Origin of the sequence: Brevibacillus centrosporus (assembly GCF_003710815.1) — a bacterium.
Lineage (GTDB): Bacteria > Bacillota > Bacilli > Brevibacillales > Brevibacillaceae > Brevibacillus > Brevibacillus centrosporus.
Genome location: NZ_RHHP01000003.1, coordinates 29,042 through 46,647, shown reverse-complemented (window position 1 = coordinate 46,647; position 17,606 = coordinate 29,042). Strand labels below are relative to the sequence as shown.

The 17,606-nt window shown below is 52.1% G+C and carries 16 protein-coding genes; 10 read left to right on the top strand and 6 right to left on the bottom strand.

Features of this window, described 5'->3' with window-relative positions; genetic code table 11:
* The first annotated feature begins 12 nt into the window (after positions 1–12).
* Genes EDM55_RS04655 through EDM55_RS04625 form a run of 7 tightly spaced genes read left to right on the top strand, consistent with a single transcriptional unit; the run spans position 13 to position 7,786 of the window.
* Positions 13–1,374: a nucleotide sugar dehydrogenase gene (locus EDM55_RS04655; protein WP_092266137.1), complete on the top strand. Its 1,362-nt coding sequence runs from the start codon at positions 13–15 to the stop codon at positions 1,372–1,374.
* A 50-nt stretch (positions 1,375–1,424) separates the two neighbouring features.
* On the top strand, positions 1,425–3,257 hold the full coding sequence (gene glmS / locus EDM55_RS04650; RefSeq protein ID WP_122959726.1) for a glutamine--fructose-6-phosphate transaminase (isomerizing): 1,833 nt from the start codon (positions 1,425–1,427) through the stop codon (positions 3,255–3,257).
* Positions 3,258–3,306: 49 nt separating this feature from the next.
* A complete protein-coding gene (locus EDM55_RS04645; RefSeq protein WP_092266135.1) occupies positions 3,307–3,513 on the top strand; it encodes a hypothetical protein in 207 nt (68 codons plus the stop codon).
* Positions 3,510–4,580: a bifunctional UDP-N-acetylglucosamine diphosphorylase/glucosamine-1-phosphate N-acetyltransferase GlmU gene (gene glmU / locus EDM55_RS04640; RefSeq protein ID WP_122959725.1), complete on the top strand. Its 1,071-nt coding sequence runs from the start codon at positions 3,510–3,512 to the stop codon at positions 4,578–4,580. Before EDM55_RS04645 ends, glmU begins: the two co-directional genes overlap by 4 nt.
* On the top strand, positions 4,574–5,500 hold the full coding sequence (locus tag EDM55_RS04635) for a hypothetical protein (protein ID WP_122959724.1): 927 nt from the start codon (positions 4,574–4,576) through the stop codon (positions 5,498–5,500). The genes glmU and EDM55_RS04635 overlap by 7 nt, the downstream gene beginning before the upstream one ends.
* Positions 5,501–5,506: 6 nt before the next feature.
* Entirely contained in the window at positions 5,507–7,192 is a 1,686-nt protein-coding gene (locus EDM55_RS04630) for a hypothetical protein (RefSeq protein WP_122959723.1), read from the top strand.
* Positions 7,193–7,240: 48 nt separating this feature from the next.
* On the top strand, positions 7,241–7,786 hold the full coding sequence (locus EDM55_RS04625; protein ID WP_307723925.1) for a hypothetical protein: 546 nt from the start codon (positions 7,241–7,243) through the stop codon (positions 7,784–7,786).
* An 87-nt stretch (positions 7,787–7,873) separates the two neighbouring features.
* Here EDM55_RS04625 and EDM55_RS04620 read toward each other — a convergent pair whose 3' ends face one another.
* The 6 genes from EDM55_RS04620 to EDM55_RS04595 form a co-directional block, all read right to left on the bottom strand.
* Positions 7,874–8,725, bottom strand: a complete 852-nt coding sequence (locus EDM55_RS04620; RefSeq protein WP_092266130.1) for a hypothetical protein — start codon at positions 8,723–8,725, stop codon at positions 7,874–7,876.
* Between the two features lie 117 nt (positions 8,726–8,842).
* Entirely contained in the window at positions 8,843–9,319 is a 477-nt protein-coding gene (locus tag EDM55_RS04615) for a GNAT family N-acetyltransferase (RefSeq protein ID WP_092266129.1), read from the bottom strand.
* Between the two features lie 5 nt (positions 9,320–9,324).
* Complete coding sequence (locus tag EDM55_RS04610; RefSeq protein ID WP_092266128.1) at positions 9,325–10,635, bottom strand: YheC/YheD family endospore coat-associated protein; 1,311 nt, start codon at positions 10,633–10,635, stop codon at positions 9,325–9,327.
* 42 nt (positions 10,636–10,677) lie between these two features.
* A complete protein-coding gene (locus EDM55_RS04605) occupies positions 10,678–12,051 on the bottom strand; it encodes a YheC/YheD family endospore coat-associated protein (protein WP_092266127.1) in 1,374 nt (457 codons plus the stop codon).
* A gap of 2 nt (positions 12,052–12,053) precedes the next feature.
* Positions 12,054–13,145 (bottom strand): YheC/YheD family endospore coat-associated protein, encoded by a 1,092-nt coding sequence (locus EDM55_RS04600; RefSeq protein WP_092266126.1) that lies wholly within the window; start codon positions 13,143–13,145, stop codon positions 12,054–12,056.
* 5 nt (positions 13,146–13,150) lie between these two features.
* Positions 13,151–14,569: a YheC/YheD family endospore coat-associated protein gene (locus tag EDM55_RS04595; RefSeq protein WP_092266125.1), complete on the bottom strand. Its 1,419-nt coding sequence runs from the start codon at positions 14,567–14,569 to the stop codon at positions 13,151–13,153.
* Between the two features lie 93 nt (positions 14,570–14,662).
* Between EDM55_RS04595 and EDM55_RS04590 the strand changes: the two genes are divergently transcribed.
* The 3 genes from EDM55_RS04590 (at position 14,663) to EDM55_RS31580 (ending at position 17,582) form a co-directional block, all read left to right on the top strand.
* Positions 14,663–15,820 (top strand): DUF445 domain-containing protein, encoded by a 1,158-nt coding sequence (locus EDM55_RS04590; RefSeq protein ID WP_092266518.1) that lies wholly within the window; start codon positions 14,663–14,665, stop codon positions 15,818–15,820.
* Positions 15,821–16,029: 209 nt separating this feature from the next.
* A complete protein-coding gene (locus EDM55_RS04585) occupies positions 16,030–17,340 on the top strand; it encodes a DRTGG domain-containing protein (RefSeq protein ID WP_092266124.1) in 1,311 nt (436 codons plus the stop codon).
* A 38-nt stretch (positions 17,341–17,378) separates the two neighbouring features.
* Complete coding sequence (locus EDM55_RS31580; RefSeq protein WP_307723924.1) at positions 17,379–17,582, top strand: hypothetical protein; 204 nt, start codon at positions 17,379–17,381, stop codon at positions 17,580–17,582.
* The last annotated feature ends 24 nt before the right edge of the window (positions 17,583–17,606 follow it).

Genomic DNA, 17,606 nt, shown 5'->3' with positions numbered 1-17,606 from the left:
AGTGGGACAACAATGGGAAGATACGAGGAACTGAAACAAAAGATTCAAATGAAAACCGCACAGGTAGGGATTATCGGATTGGGCTATGTGGGACTGCCTTTGGCTATCGAAACGCTCAAAAGCGGCTATCCCGTAACAGGAATCGACCTGGATGCGAGAAAGATAGAGAATCTGAAGGCAGGAATCTCGCATGTTCAGGATATCACCAATGAAACGCTGCAGGAGTGCATGACACAGGGAAGATTCCTTCCTACGACGGACTACAGTATTCTGGCAGACCTGGATGCCGTCAGCATTTGCGTACCGACTCCGCTCAGTCCCAATCAGGACCCGGACACTTCCTATATCATCCATGTCGTCGACCAGATCAAGACGTATATGAGACAGGGCCTGCTGATCACACTCGAGAGCACCACCTATCCGGGTACGACAGAGGAATTGATCCAGCAGGAGTTCGAAAAGCTCGGCTACGAGGCAGGAGTAGACTTCTTCCTCTGCTACTCGCCAGAGCGCGTCGATCCGGGCAACCGCTCGTTCTCGACACACAACACACCCAAAATTATCGGAGGAACCACTCCGAAATGCATCGAGCTGGGGACGATGCTGTACGGCAACCTCGTCAAAACAGTCGTACCGGTTTCCTCCCCGAAAGTGGCGGAAATGTCCAAGCTCTTGGAAAACACGTTCCGCAGCGTCAACATCGCGTTCATGAACGAAATGGCGATGATGTGCGACAAGATGGGGATCAACGTCTGGGAAGTAATCAAAGCGGCATCCACGAAGCCATTTGGCTTTATGCCGTTCTACCCGGGACCGGGAATTGGGGGACACTGCATCCCGCTCGACCCGATGTATCTGTCCTGGAAAGCTAAAGGCTTCCGCTTCCACAGCCAGTTTATTGAAATCGCACAGTCGATTAATGACAATATGCCAGACTATGTCCTGAACAAGACGGGTCAGGTACTCAATATTTACGCGAAAGCAATCAACAGCTCTCGCATTTTGATTCTGGGTATGGCGTACAAGCCAGACATAGACGATCTGCGCGAGTCGCCGGGATTGGAAGTCTATGAGCTCTTCGCGAAAAACGGGGCGAAGGTCGATTATTTTGACCCGTATGCCCAAAGCTTCCGAGACAAGGAAGGGCGAGTCGTCCAGTCCATCGAGAACGACCCGGAAGCCTTCAAGAAGTACGATTGCATGGTTTTGATCACGAACCATCGTTGCTTTGACTATCAGGCGCTCGCTGATTTGGGAGTGGCGATCATTGATACCCGCAATGCCTTTGACGGAATCACCAACCCGAACATTTACAAGCTGGGAAATCCAGTTGCGATCCGTCAGGAAAAAGAAGTCGTCAGCATGCTCGCGTAAAGCATGGGAGCTTTTCACTAGGAAGCTTGGAAAAGGGAGGATTGCGTAACATGTGTGGAATTATGGGATATATCGGCAACAGAGAAGCACAATCCATCTTGATCAATGGACTGAAAAAACTGGAGTACCGCGGCTATGACTCAGCAGGGATAGCCGTGTGCGACGGGGAGAATATCTCGATTTGCAAAGCCAAAGGACGCATCGATGTGCTGGAGGAGCAAGCCGGGAAATCCGTTCTCCAGGGAGCGATCGGCATCGGGCATACACGCTGGGCGACACATGGCCGTCCGTCTGATGAAAACTCGCACCCGCATTTTGACCAATCCGGAAAATTTGCGATCGTGCATAACGGCATCATCGAAAACTACTTGGATCTCAAGCAGGAGCTGGAGGAGCGAGGCGTCGTCTTTACCTCGCAGACGGATACCGAGGTCATCGTCCATCTGCTCGCCGAGGCTTACGACGGAGATATCGTTTCCACTGTACAAAAGGTGGCAGCAAAGATTCGCGGCGCATACGCACTGGGCGTCATGACGGAATATGAGCCGGACAAGCTGATTGCGGTACGGCTCGCCAGCCCGTTGATCATCGGGGTAGGAAAGGGCGAAAATTTCATCGGTTCGGATATTCCTGCTGTCCTGGAGCATACACGCGATGTCTACGTCCTCGAGGATGGCGATCTGGCTATATTGACCAAGGATTCGGTCCAAGTCATGAGTCTGGATACAAAGGAATGGATCGAACGTGACCTGATGCGGATCGAGTGGGACAAAGAGCAGGCGGAAAAGGATGGCTACGAGCACTACATGCTCAAAGAGATTCATGAGCAGCCTCGCGCTTTGCGCAATACGATGACGGGACGCATCGACCAGGGGTGCCAACGCATTTTGTTCCCGGATCTGGGATTGTCCACGGAAGGAATCAAAGAGATTGAGAAAGTTTACATAGTAGCTTGCGGCACAGCCTATCATGCGGGAATGATCGGCAAGCATGTTATCGAGAGCTTGGCGCAAATTCCGGTAGAGGTAGATGTAGCATCCGAGTTTCGCTACAGACGCCCCCTTTTCAAAGGGAAGAGCCTCACGATCGTCGTCAGCCAGTCGGGAGAGACGGCGGATACATTGGCGGCCTTGCGGGAAGCGAAACGCCACGGCTCGAGCATTCTGGCGATTACCAATGTCGTAGGCAGCTCCATTGCACGGGAAGCCGACCACTTGATCACGACGAATGCCGGTCCGGAAATCGCCGTGGCATCGACAAAAGCGTATACCTCGCAGCTGATCGCTTTTTATCTACTCGGGCTTTATTTGGCACAGGAGAAAGAGACGCTGCCTGCACAGGAGAGACAGACTTTGATCAGCGCTTTGCAAAAGCTGCCTGATCAGGTGGAGCAGGTGCTGGCTAACGCAGAGGGCATCCACTCTTTCGCTCACTCGATCAAGGACGAGGGTCATCTGTTTTTCATCGGCCGTGGCTTGGACTATGCGGTCTCTCTGGAAGGCTCCTTGAAGCTGAAAGAAATCTCCTACATTCACTCGGAAGCGTACGCAGCCGGAGAGCTGAAGCACGGAACACTCGCCCTGATCCAAGAGGGGACAAGAGTGATTGCGTTGTCTACGCAAGCGGAGCTTCACGAGAAAATGGTCAGCAATATTACGGAAGTGAAGGCGCGTGGAGCAAACGTGCTTGGAATCGCACTCGAAGACAACGTGGAGCTGCATCGATCTGTGGATGATGTGTGCTTGATCCCTTCGACAGAATCGCTGCTTACCCCGGTCCTGAGTGTGATTCCTTTGCAGCTCATCTCTTACTACACCTCGGTTGCTCTGGGAAATGACGTGGACCGTCCACGAAACTTGGCCAAAAGTGTAACAGTCGAATAGCCACTCTCGTCCTTACTCTCAATGAAGGACGAAAAGGAGGACATGGCAAATGAGCACCTCGAATCGGACGTTGAATCAGGAAGTTTTGCTGGAGATCATGCTCCAGGCCTATCAGCTGGGCGTGCAGAGGAAAGACATCAACCTGGGAATGATGATTGACAATTTAACTTACGAATTGAAGCCTTACTTCGAGCATGACGTTCAGCTTCGCCCCTATCGAAAAGGCGAGCTGGACGGAACGGAGGGAATCGGATGAATATATATGCAATCGTACTCGCAGCAGGAAAAGGAACGCGCATGAAGTCAAGCTTGTACAAAGTCATGCACCCCGTGTGCGGCAAGCCGATGATCGAGCACGTTGTCGCAGCAGTAGAAGACCTTGCTTTCCACAAGCCGGTCGTCGTGATCGGTCACGGGGCAGAAGCCGTGATGCATCAGCTCGGCAACCGGGTCCAGTACGCCCATCAGCAAGAGCAGCTGGGAACGGCGCATGCGGTTTGGATGTGCCGAGAGGCTTTGGAAAAACAGGACGGCATGACGATCGTGCTGAATGGGGATACGCCACTCGTACAAAAAGAGACATTGAATCAGCTCCTTTCCTATCATCAGGAGAGGGGCGCTGCTGCAACGGTGCTGACCGCCATCGTGAATGACCCGACTGGCTACGGACGGATCATCCGGGACGAGAGTGGAAATGTCCGACGGATTGTGGAAGAAAAAGATGCTACCTTAGGCCAAAAAAAGGTCTGCGAAATCAGCACAGGCATCTTTTGCTTCGACAATCGCAAGCTGTTTGAGACCATTCCGCAAGTATCCAACGATAATGCGCAAGGAGAATACTATTTGCCGGATGTTTTGGCGATCCTGCAGGAGCAAGGCTGCCTGATCGGAGCGTATGCGGCTGCCAATCCGGATGAAGGGGCAGGCGTTAATGACCGCATCCAGCTGGCACAGATGGAGAACAAGCTGCGTAAGCGAATCAACGAGCGCCACATGAAGAATGGGGTGACGATCATTGATCCGGCAGCGACGTATATCGAGGCAGATGTGGTGATCGGGCTGGATACCGTCATTTACCCGGGGTCTTACCTGAGTGGACGCACACGGATTGCAGATGGATGCGCGATCGGTCCAAACGCCCATATCTTGGACAGTGTGATTTCCAGCCGCGTGCAGGTGAGTTCCTCTACCGTAGTAGGCAGCAAGGTTCCGATGAATACGATCGTCGGTCCGTATGCTTTTGTAGGCGGCGAGGTTCAGGAATGGCAGAATAGCGATGACAGTCAAGCACCGAAAGCGCAGATGACAGGAGGAAGATGCTGATTCTGCGTTGGGCAAGGACAGCCATACATCGCAATTGGGTATGGCTGTTGATTGTCCTATGTGTATCGGTCGTCGCTGGGAGCATGCTGCAATTACGTCCTGAACCTGCCTATACAAAAGCGACCTGGATTTGGAATGCCCGGATATTGCCTGCGCATACCGAAGAGATTGTCGCTTTCGCCAAGCAAAACGAGATTAATCTGATTTATGTGCACGTCGAGCCGACTACGGTTTCCCCACAGGTTTACCGTGATTTCATCCGCACGGCGAAAAGGGCATCCATTCAGGTTGAAGCCTTGGGCGGCGATCCAAATTGGGCATTGGCCGCCAATCGCGGCAGCATCGGCGATCTCGTGTCCTGGGTGAAAGCCTTCAACCATTCCGCCAAGCCGGATGAACGATTTCAGGGCATACACGTGGATATCGAGCCGTATCTGCTAGCGGAGTGGAAAAAGGACCAGGATGCTGTCGTTGAGCAATGGATGAAAAACATTGTCTACTTGGTCGCCGAGACGAAGAAAGACTCGGATTTATTGGTCGGTGCTGATCTTCCCTTTTGGATCGATTCTGTGATTGTTCCGGGAGAAAAGGAAAAGGTCAGCAACTGGATGGTGGAAAGACTGGACAGTATTACACTGATGGCCTACCGAAATCACGCCATGGGGCAGAATGGCATTATTGACATCGTTCACAGGGTTGTGGCGGATGCCGACTCTCGAAAAAGCGGCTCAGTCGTGGTGGGTGTCAACATTTTGGAATCCAAGGAAGGTGCAAATACCAGCTTTCATGCAGATGGCACGGCAGAGATGGAGAAGCAGCTGGCGATTCTGCAAGAGGAGCTGGCAAAGAATCCTTCCTTTGCTGGCAGCGCGATCCACGATTACGAGAGCTGGCTTCATGCGAGCAAACGAGAGGAGTAATGACGATTGAAAGCCGCGCGCATCTATCTGAGCGTTCTCTGCCTTACGCTCGGCTTTCTATACGGATTTTCCCCTGCGGAAAAAAAGAGTAAAGCCACGTGGATCTGGCAGTCCGAGACGGTCGGAGAGAACAAGCAGCAGGTCCTGACCTTTTGCGAAGAGAACGACATTACCTTGATCTATTTGCGCATCGATATGAACAAGCCTTATGACTACTACCGCTCCTTTATCCGGGATGCTTCCGCGAAGGGTGTAGAGGTCCATGCGGTCGCGGGACACCCAGCTTGGGCACTGGTCAGCAACCAGAAGAGAATGCTGAAGATTGTGAATTGGGTAAAGCAGTACAATGAATCTGTGGCCCAAGCAGAACGAATAAAGGGGATTCAGCTGGATATCGAGCCGTATTTGCTGCCGCAATGGGAGACGGAGCAGGAGCGTGTGATCCGGGAATGGCAATCAAACGTGAAGGTATTTGCAGCTGAGTTGAACGAGATAGGGAATTTGGAGGCAAGTGTGGCGATTCCTTTTTGGCTGGATGACATCCCCACGCCAGACAATCCCGATCTGCCACTATCCGAATGGATGATTTCCCGATTCGATACAATTAACATCATGGCCTATCGGGACAAGCTCGACGGGCCAAATGGGCTTTTATCCTTGGTAGACGAGGAAATGGAACAGGCCGACAAGCTGGAACGAAGGGTTCTCATCGCTGTCAATATGAAGGAAATCGAGGATGACCACGCTTCTTTCGCACAAGAAGGTGCCAGCGAAATGAATCGGATGCTGGATCAGCTGCCGGACAGGCTGGGTGAGCATTCGTCTTACAGCGGCACGGCTATTCACGATTATCGGTACTGGCAGGAAGCCAGCGGAACGATACCGGCTCCACCACCAGCTCCGAGCCAGTATCGGGGAACCTACATCTGGCGGGCAGAGACTTTGAAATCAGAGGAGGACGAGATCCTCGCCTTTGCCGAAAAGAATGAGATCAACCTGCTGTATATCCGAATCGACATGCAGCAGCCGCCGGCCATGTATCAGAGGTTTCTCAAGAAGGCAACCGCAGCTGGAATCGAAGTGCACGCTTTAGGAGGTCACCCTATTTGGGCACTCAAGGAAAACAGAAGCAAGATCCTGAAGCTGGTCAACTGGGTGAAAGTGTACAACGCGCAGGCGGATTCGGATGAACAGCTTCGCGGGGTGCATCTGGACATCGAGCCGTACGTGCTGCCGCGCTGGCAAGAAAACAAAGAAGAAGTTCTGCGTCAATGGATGGGGAATATCGAGTCCTTTGTGGCCGAGGCAAAGAAAGACGGTCTAAAGACCAGTGTCGATTTGGCTGCGTGGCTGGATAATACCGCTGTACCGGGAAATCCGGATGTCCCACTCTCCCACTGGATGATCGATCAGCTGGATCATACAACATTGATGGCCTTTCGCGACAAGGCAGAGCAAATCGTGAATTTGGTGGAAAGCCAGATGAAGTACGCCGAGAGCAAAGGGAAGAAGCTGGTTGTAGCCGTAGAGTCAAAAGAGAGTCACGAAGGAGAGTTTGTCACCTTTTTTGAAGAAGGCATGGGAGAAATGAACCAGCAGTTGCAGCTAGTGGCGCAGCTTCTGGGAGGGTACTCCTCTTACCTGGGTCAAGCTGTGCATGCCTATGAATATTGGAAAAACGGCAAAGACTGATTCACGCATAGCGCAACGGCGAGCCGATTTCATGTACAATAGGGAAAAATGAGTGCAGAGAAAGAGGCGACAGAAGCCATGCGGGATGTATCCAACCGTCACAGCTCACTTCCACCGCGCACACCAGAGATGCTGTACAACATCGTGCGCAAGTTTTATCGGGGTGCTGTCAGTCATTACGATTTGATCCAGGAGAAAAAAGACGAGGTGCGTACTGCATGGGAGCGTCTGCAAGCAGGCGGCGATGACGCCCAGCTTCGAGAGGCCGTGCATACGTTGTTTCTCGAGTTTCACTTTTATGTGACCTGCTGGCTGCAAATCGAAATGGCGCTTTTCCGGCTGGCTAAGCAGGACGAGGGGCAGGCAGCGGTGCTTGCGCGCTTTCGTACCGAGTTGGAAAGGCATGTCAGCGTTCGATCCCAGCTGGATCAGACAGCGGTGTGTATCGAAGCGCAGCTGATGCACAGCGGACCGGAATGGACGTGCGTGAAGGAGGATGCCTACTGGTTTGAAGGAATCTCCTTTACTGTGGATGAACGGAGCTTGCAAGCTTTGCATGCCTTGTACGAGGCGATTTTGCAGGCGCGAAAATAGGAAAAGGTGTGGCTGTCGGAAAAGACAGCCACACCTTTTTTGTACGGCACCATCGTCAAACGCAGCCAGGTTTTTACGTAGATTTCCCTAGAAGCTTCCTGGGAAAATAGAGCCCGTATGCGCAGTCGCTTGACCGCCGTTGTTCAGGCTGCGAACCTCCTGAACGTTCGTGCCCGCAAAGCCAGGGGAGAAGACGGATTGGGAACCGATTCCCATCGCATTGCCATAATTTTGGTAGGGCTGCTGGCTCATTTGTTGCTGTGGTTGTTGGCTGTATCCAGCATTGTATCCAGCATTCATGAGCCCGGAAGAAGCGGTGCCGCCATGGTTGAGCTGACGAACCTCTTGAACGTTGGTTCCTGCAAAGCCAGGAGAGAAAATACTGCCTCCTGTTTGGGCTGAATATCCAGTGTTGTTGGTGTAGTTAGCCTGGCCTTGATAGTTGGAAATGCCCGCATAGCCCGTGTTGTTGCGTTGTTGCACTTCTTGGACGTTCGTGCCGGCAAAGCCTGGTGAAAAGATGGAGTTCGTAGCAGCACCAAACGCAGGCTGATAAGTGGATTGTGCCTGGACGTAGTTTGTTCCTTGGTTTGGATGGAGATAGTTGATTGGCTGCGCTTGCTGGTAGCTGTTCATTTGCGTTTGCTGGTAACCTTGCTGGCTTGGGGTGGAGTAGCCTTGGTTAAACTGACGAACTTCTTGCGTGTTGGTGCCTGCATAGCCAGGCTGGAACATCGCTTGCGTGCCACCCAATCCGCCGCCGTAGGACATGCCATAGGAAGGAATTTGGGCATGCGAAGTTTGACCACCCTGATTCCAGTATTGGACTTCCTGCGTGTTGGTGTTGGCGTAGCCAGGTTGGAACATGGCGCTAGCTTGGCCCATTGCTCCTGGAATATGTAGTTGTTGTGAGTGCATGATATTGTTGTTGTAGGTCATGAGAAGACCACCTCCTGAACCATATCATTTCCATCGATGGCCAACTCATGCATGAAGTGGTAAAACAAGAAAATTCAATTTTTGGAGAGGGAAAGCATGAAAAACATGCCGGATGAATCAACCGGCATGCTCCTGCAAATCGTTCGGATTCCAATGCCCGAAGGCAAGCCACAGCGTTGGCTTTCCCGTAGGACCGATGCTTGCTTTGACCGGCTCGAACCCCATCCCGCGAAATAAGGCGAGACTGGCTTCGTTGTCGAGAGCGACTCGCACATAGAGCTTCGGCAGCTTTTGACAGAGATGAGCCGTGAGCGCCTTCCCGATTCCTCGGTTGCGATATCGCTTGTCGACTACCAGAAAAGACTGGCCGAGACCGCAGCGAGAGACAGCGAACAATCCGACAACCCGTTTGCCATTCATTGCGAGAGCCAAGGTAGTCCCTTGCTCCGCCATCCGTTTGGGAGTGAGCTGTGTGAGCCAGTTGATGGCGTGCTTGGTAATCCGGCGGTCCCCTTCCTGGCGGGTAAATCGGACCAATGTCGTCTGGGATTCGGCCAATGCCTGTGGCGGCATGATAATGTATTTCAGCTTCATGTTCGTTACCCCGCTACTACTCCTCGCCCGCTTGGCAGGCGGGATACATACTGTGCGTAATGGATGAGATTGGACAGTGACAAGCGGCGGATCGTAGGTTCGTCGAATTTCTCGGGTTTCGCATTTGCCTCAAAAAACCAGAGCTTCCCGTCCTCCGTCAGCCCCAAATCCATGGACATTTCCGCCAAATCTTTAATCTCCTCGTTTAGTGCTTGCGCGATCGTCAATGAGGTATGGTGGATCGTCGACTCCATTTTCTCTGGATCGGTCGAGAAGAGTGCATGCAGCACACTGGACAGGGAGTGAATGGAACCTCCACGAGGGACATGGGTGGTAATGCTTTGGGATCCGGATCTTCGGATGCCCACCCCTGTGACGCCCCATTCTCCTTTTCCATCCTTTTGGACGAGAACCCGTACGTCAAAAGGTTTGCCCATATACCTGGCACGCTTGATTCCTTGCTGCATGATATACCGTTTATCCCGGGTATGACCTTTGACGTGCTTCCAGAGACCCTCCAAATCCCTAAAGCGGCGGATGATCGCTTTTTGATCCTTTAACCGTTCCAGTCGCCACATGTCATTCTTGTAGTCGATCCGCATGATTCCTTCTCCGGCTTTCCCGCGCACCGGCTTTAAGTAGACAAAGCGATGCTCGGTGCAAAAAGTGCGGAAGCGAGCGAGATTATCGAGTTTTTTCGTCTCTGGCAAAAAGGACTGGACGCTTGGGTAATAGGCAAGCATTTGAAAAAGCTCCTGTTTATCAAAAAAACAGCGATTGAACAGAGTGACATTTGGCAAGTCGTTGATCCGGGAAAGGGTCTTGCGTACTTCCGGCCGCTGTTCCGCTTTCCTGGTGGGTATGCGGTTGTAGACGACATGCGGGAACGGGAGAATCAGTTCCTGCCAGAGGTTTTGTCGCTCGTTATACAGATAACCGCGGACCTTCTTTTTTTCCCAGTTGATCCCTTGCGGCGTAAATACGAAAACAAGTGCTCCCCATTTTTTACCGGAGAGGGCAATGTCTTTGAAGTTATCCCGATTTCCCAAGAATGCTGCCCCATCGCCGACAGTCAGAATACCGATCAATGGCCCGAGTCGCACGGAGTTATTGACCATCTTCCAGTTGATCCGTGTGCGGATGCGGCCGGGCTGTTGATTGGGTAGACCCGTATGCAGCCGTTTCTGATGAGCGAATGGTCCAAGACTGGCGATTAACGGCTTTTTGGGGCGATTGGCTAGGGCTTGCCGTGGAAGTTGCAGAAACCATTTGCCGCTTGGGAGGATGGTTAACCACCCGGAGCTCAGTTTAGGCATGGGTGTTCCTCCTTCCTGAAAAAACGGTCGTGTTCGCATGGATTAAAAATTCGCAAGATAACAACTGTAATCGACGAGCAGCTTGCGAGATTCATAGTCCGCTTGCTTGAGCCTTGCGTGTTTAAAGATAGAACGCCCTGGCTTGGAGTTGGCTTCGAACATCCAGACATGACCATGCGTATCGATACCCATATCGAGTCCGAGCTCACCCAGATCAATGCCCTTCGCCATTTCAATGGCTGTGGCGAGGCGGATAGAAGCATCCGATATACGCTCCACCATCATCGCTTTTTGTCTGCCAAAGAGATGCTGGAGCAATTCATCTCCAGGAATGACGGTACCTCCTGTGCGCACATGGGTAGTGACGCTTCCAGAGCCTGCGACCTTGGCGGCTGTGCAGGAAACGACCCATTGATTCAGCTGGTTTTTATGAAGATGAACACGGAAGTCAAAAGGGCGCCCTTGGTACGTCATCAGGGAGATCCCTTGCTGAGCGAGGTAGGAGCTGACACGACGGCTGCGAAAAATATGCTGATACAGAGCCGACAGCTTGGTGAAATGCCGTTTGACGTTGCCAGAGCCGTTGTGGTAAGACACATCGTATCCGCCGCCACTCCGCACGACCTTGACGATTCCGTATCCAAGACTACCGTTTTTCGGCTTCAGATAGACAATCGGGTATTTTTTGATCAGATTGCGAACCGTTTGCAGGGATGGGGAGGTATAGGTTTCTGGAATGTGTTCGTTGACTTCTGGATTGGGGTACAAAAGCTGGTGAACGCCCCATTTGTTGAAAAAGCCCTGATTGAACATCGGGGTGTTCGGGTAGTTTGCCAGCTTGTATTTGAAATCCCGTACGGCCTCGTGTTTTTCGGCAGAACGAGAAGGAACACGGTCATAGATGACATCAGGCATGGCAGTTTTCATTTTTCGCCAGACGTAGCTGCCGTTCTTGCCTTTGCGCAAAAACCAGGCAACGACTTCGTTTTTGCTCCAGTCAACATCGTGGGGAGAAAAAATATAGTAAAACACGCCTTTGCCTTCCTGTGCCTGCAAGAGCTTTTGGAAGAACGAGGTCCTAGGTCCAATTGGATTTCGGGGATCCCTGCGAACGCCTGTGGTGACGATGCCGATCGCAGGTCCGATCCGGAGCGTTTCTCCTTCGCGCTTCAGATTGATTAAGCCGCCGTGGGGAATGCTCAGCTCATCTTGTAGCAGGCTTGTGATTTTCACGACGTTGCTATCGGGATTTCGCTTGTCATTCAGGACAACGGCGACTGCTTCCTTTTTACCCAGCGTGATCGTAATTCGTTGGCGTGGTCTGAGCTGCAGCTGTTGCATGAGATTGATCGGCAGGATGATCCCGTAGACATGGGGATGAGGAAGGAAGCGGAGTCGCACTCGGGTTGTTTCCATGCTTAGTAACCTCCTACACGCTCTTTCATGAGATAGTGAGCATAACGAACAGGCTGGGTGATGGAATGGAATTGGGCAGCAGGATCGTTGATCATGGTGAATACAGTCCGGCCAGGTCTGCTGTTCACTTCGATGATCCAGACGTTGCCTGCTGTATCAATCCCGACATCGATCCCGAGCTCTACCAGTCTGCCGTGGGACTGCTCTAAAAAACGGGGGAGCTCAACTGCCACCTGATCGATGGTTTGCATGATCCGCGTCTGCAGCGCTGGCTTGTAATGGCGAGAGAGGAAGGGGGCGAGCGGGACGGCCTTGCCTCCACCGTGCAGGTTGGAGGTAATGCTTCGTTTATCACCGATCCGCACAGCACGGCCGGTGGTTTCCCACTCTCCTTCCCCGTTTTTTTGCACCAGCACACGGACGTCGAATGGTGAGCCATCGGGTGTATGCAGCTCGAGGTAAGGCTGTACGAGAAACTTGCGTCCATTTGTAAAGGTAGAGACAAAGCGTTTGAGGCCGGCCTCTCCCTGGAGGATGCGGCGGAAAGGCTGGTTATCTTTGCTTCTCCCGGATACTTCAAAATCTCCCTTGCGCCTCTTGACTCGTACGACACCGATCCCATGGGTTCCCGCCATTGGCTTGAGGATGGCGGCGTTGTATTTATCCAGTGTTTCCTGTAGGGCGGAGTGCGTGAAAAGCTCGGTGGGAGGCAGCAGTGGAGAGAGCTGTTTCGAGTGGATGAGCATTTGATGCACCTGCCACTTACCGGACAGGCCGTGCCCCAAAAATGTAATGTTGCGATCGTTTTGCAACTTTTCCACAAATGGTTTATAGTTGCGATAAGCTGGCCCGACAAAGCATCGGTCGTAAACGAACGCTGGCAATGGGAATGTGTCCGATTGCCAGGCGCCGTTTCTGTATTCAAAGCCCGCTACCGTTCGGGAGGAAAAGTTTACCTGGCGCGGGGAAAATACAAAGACACGGATGCCTTGCTTGCGTCCGAAGAGCGTCAGCTTTTTGTAATAGCCTTTGTCAATAAAGTGGGAGCCTTGGCAGCGAGTCATGATGCCTAAGGTTCTCTGGTTTGCTCTCATGAAGGTCACCTTCGCCTGATTTTCTTGGCTGCTGGTTTTGGCTTTGGTTTAGCTGCCCGGGGAAAACCACTTACATATGTGGCATATTCAAGCATCCGCACAACCGATGGCCTTGCGCGGCGGGGAGGTTCTTCCTCACCTTCTGGAAGGGGTACGGTGTTGGCCGTCTTGGATGGTTTGCTGTTTACTTCTAACAGCCACACATGCCCCCGGACATCTACACCGAGATCGACCCCAAATTCCGCGTAATTCCCTGGAAGTGCTTCTTCTAACAGCACGGACAGCTTTAAAGCAACAGCTCTGAGTGTCTGCGGTGTGGGGCGATTCCCGCTTACCCACGGACCGCAAAGGCGCAGAGCCTGTTGGGGAGGCAGCATGGAGCCGCCTCGAGAAATGTTGGAGACGATCCGATTTTGCCCCAAACGCGCCACCATTGAGGTGACCGCCCATTCCCCTTTTCGATCTTTTTGGACCAATACGCGAAAATCAGTTGGTCGATTTTGGATGCCAATCAGTGGTAAACCCTGCTGTAGCAAGTATGGTTTGCCTTTTGTCTGTTTGGAGAGATACTGGTTCAGCCCTTGTATACTGGAGAAGGTCTTGGTGAGTCCTCCTGGTTTGGCGAGCTGATAGCCTTGATCTGTTCGGCGCAGCCGGATGATTCCCCGACCCATGCTGCCGTTCGCCGGTTTTGCGTAAACCACGCGATGCGCGGACAGCATATTCTTTACATCATCTAGGCTCTGATAGCGGACCATACTGGGGAGATGATCGGCGGCAGCTTCCTGGTTTTCTAAAGCGGAATGCACGTGCCACTTATTTAGGAATTGCTCATTAAAGAACGGGATGTTAGCGTCCTTACATCGCTGCACCCAATTGGTCATCTGTTCGCTTCGTTCCCGTTGCCTGGAAACGAGACGGTTGTAGATGCATTGGGGAAGCGGCAAAACTCTTTGTCGCCAGACGCTGCCAACTCTCGTGAGACCACGGACAATTCCCGCATCCCAGTTGACATCCTGCAATCGAAACGCGCAGATGACGCCACCGCGTTTTCGGCAAATATCCGCTACTTCATTGAAGAACGGAGTCAGGGGTCCAAAAGGGGATTGAGGGAATTGCGCGTTGTAGGTCGAGACAAGTACACCCACATAAGGGCCGAATACAAGGGACTGCTGGTTCGCTTGGTATCGGGCCAGCAGGGGAATTCCCGTAGGCAGATAGAGCGCTTGGGCAATGGAAGGGCGTATCAACGTACGGTTAGTACGATCCATACTGCTTACACGGGCACGAACTTGTTTACTTCCGAATTGAACGGTGAGGGTGGGCGAAGAGAGATTCCATTTGCGCATGTGCGCCTGGGGCAGGTAAAGGTCTACTTCCGACTTTGGCTCGTATGCTTGAACGATGGTTGGAACGTAAGACATGGTTATCCCCTTCCCATCAGGCATGAAGTTAGTCTATGGTATGAGTAGGGAAATGGTTTGGTTCCTTGCAGAGAAGAGAGGTTGTTAGTGTTTATGAACTTTTGGATGATATTGATAAACGTTGGAATCGGTTCCGTCATTGGTGGAGTGACGAATGAACTGGCGATCCGAATGCTTTTCCGTCCGCTGAAGCCTTGGTATATCGGGCGTTGGCGCGTTCCCTTTACTCCGGGTTTAATCCCGAGTCGGCGAGACGACATCGCCATACAAATGGGCAGATTAGTAGAAGAGCACTTACTAACGATGGAAGGGGTCAGGCGTGCCCTTACCCAGAGCGGGCTTGAGAATCAGCTGGCAGACTGGCTCAATCGGGTGGCGCAAAATTGGATGCAGGACGAGCAAAGCCTGCGTCATTTTTTACAAGCGGCTGCTCCACAGATGTTCCAGGAGGATGGCGCGTGGAGCGAATCCGTTCGCCAGCCCGTGCTTTTGCATTGGCAGTCCTTTGTCAATCGTAAGCTCTATCAGTATGAAGAAAAAACATTGCGGGAGCTGATTCCAGCAGCAGGCAAAGAACGGCTGGAAAGCGCATTGGATTCAGTAAGCCAGCTTTTGCTCCAAAGATTCCGTGAATTTTTGCACTCTCCGGAGGGCCAGCAGTCGCTGCAATCGATGATTCGTGGGCTGCTCGGTGGTGGAGGGGGGATGTTCGGCGGCTTGGTTGGGATGTTCCTCGGAGACGACAAGATTTTGGGCAAGCTGCTGCCTCATCTCGACGATCTGTTAGGGCGCCCGGAGCTATCCCAGAAATTGCGTGAGATGCTCGGTGGCGAAGCGGACAAGCTGCTGGATAAAAACGTAGGTGAGATTGTGCAGTGGATTGGAACGCAGCAGGTCGAGGATTGGTCCCGTGCTGTGTTTGCAAAGCTGGAGGAGCAGAGCTTGCGTATTGTGGACGAGCCTGTGTCGCGGTTAACTTCCCCCATTCAAGAGGCGGTAACCACTTCACTCGTACCACGCATGGCGCGGTGGATGGTAGATTCTTTGGAAAAGAATGTGGAGCGAATCTTCCAGAGACTGGCGATTCGAGAGATCGTGACACGCCAGGTAGAAGGCTTCCCAATTGAGAGGATCGAGGAGATGGTAGTGGGAATCTCGGGAAAAGAGTTCCGTATGATTACCATTCTGGGCTTTATATTGGGCGGTTTCATTGGTTTGATTCAAAGCTTCCTAGCGATTTGGCTGGGTTAGCAAAACTGAAAAGAAACTGTAAACCGCCTGTAATATTCCTGTAATATAAGAAGGATAAGATAAACATACGATGAAAACCCCCTTAATGATATACTTTCTGATTTGGTAGCTTGAAAAAGCTACCCTTTTTTTTTGCCTCTCCTTCGGGTATATTGTTCCAAGGAGCCAGAGATGGAACGGGTGGGAGATTAGGAAGGGGGATACGCGACTTGACAACGAAACACGAACAAATTTTGCAATACATTGATCGCCTTCCGATCGGCTCAAAGATTTCGGTACGGCAGATTGCCAAAGACCTGGACGTAAGTGAGGGTACGGCATACCGGGCCATCAAGGAAGCAGAGACCCAGGGATACGTCAGTACCATTGAGCGTGTCGGAACGGTGCGAATTGAGAAAAAACAGAAGGAAAACATAGAGCGGCTGACCTTCGCCGAGGTAGTCAATATTGTAGACGGGCATGTTTTGGGCGGGCGAGAAGGCTTGCACAAGACGCTGAATAAATTCGTCATCGGTGCGATGCAGCTCGAAGCGATGATGCGCTATATCGATGCAGGCAGCCTGTTGATTGTAGGGAATCGCTATCAGGCGCATAAAATTGCGCTGCAGCAAGGGGCAGCGGTATTGATTACCGGGGGCTTCGACACGAGCGAGGAAATCAAGCAATTGGCTGATCGTCTCGCGCTGCCGATCATTTCCTCCAGCTACGATACGTTTACGGTAGCTTCGATGATCAACCGGGCCATTTACGACCGTCTGATCAAAAAGGAGATCGTCATGGTTGAGGATGTGCTCAAGCCACTGGCGGAAACACCCGTCCTTTTGCCGTCCGATCCTGTGGCAAAATGGCATCAGTACACAGAACTTTACCAGGATACCCGTTTTCCGGTCGTGGATGAGCAAATGCGCCTGATCGGGATTGTAACGTCCAAAGATATCATCGGACACGAAGAAACCGCGACGATCGATAAAGTGATGACCAAAAACCCGATCACGACCTCTCCGCGCGTATCAGTAGCTTCCTCTGCACACATGATGGTGTGGGAAGGAATCGAGCTTTTGCCTGTCGTAGACAATCACCGGAAGCTGGTCGGGGTCCTCAGCCGAAATGACGTGCTAAAAGCTTTGCAGTACACAGCCAAACAGCCGCAGATGAGCGAGACGTTCCCGAATCTGATCATGTCCCATTTCCGGGAAGAGCGAAAATCAGATGAGCTTCTTTATTTGGGAGAGGTCAGCCCGCAGATGACCAATCATCTCGGGACGATCGCGAGCGGAATCATGACGACGGTAATGGTGGAGGCAGCCTGTAACCTTTTGCGTCAGCACCGCAGAGGCGATATGGTTCCCGAAAATGTGATGGTCTACTTCTTAAAGCCGGTGCAAATGGAGAGCCAGATCGAAGTGCAGCCCCGTCTGCTTGATATCAGCCGTCGCTTTGGGAAAGTAGAAGTAATGGTCTACCAAGGGGATCAGCTAGTGGGCCAGGCAATGGTGACTGCGCAAATCATTGAAAGATAATACGAAAGAAAGCCATCCGGACGAATTTTCTTCGTCAGATGGCTTTTTGTTTTAAAGAAAAAGGACCCAGGTTCCTTGGCGTAAATCGGCTCCCGGGTGCCGCCTGCCAGCTCGCCGTCAATGTCGAGCTGATCCGCTCCGCTCATGAAATCCTCGTGGACTACGCTGTCGTTTGTCCACTGAGTGGCTTGTTTCAAATTTCCAGCGCGTTGACAGACGGGGAGAAAATGAGTACGATCTGATTAAATATAGGTCTAATTAGATGT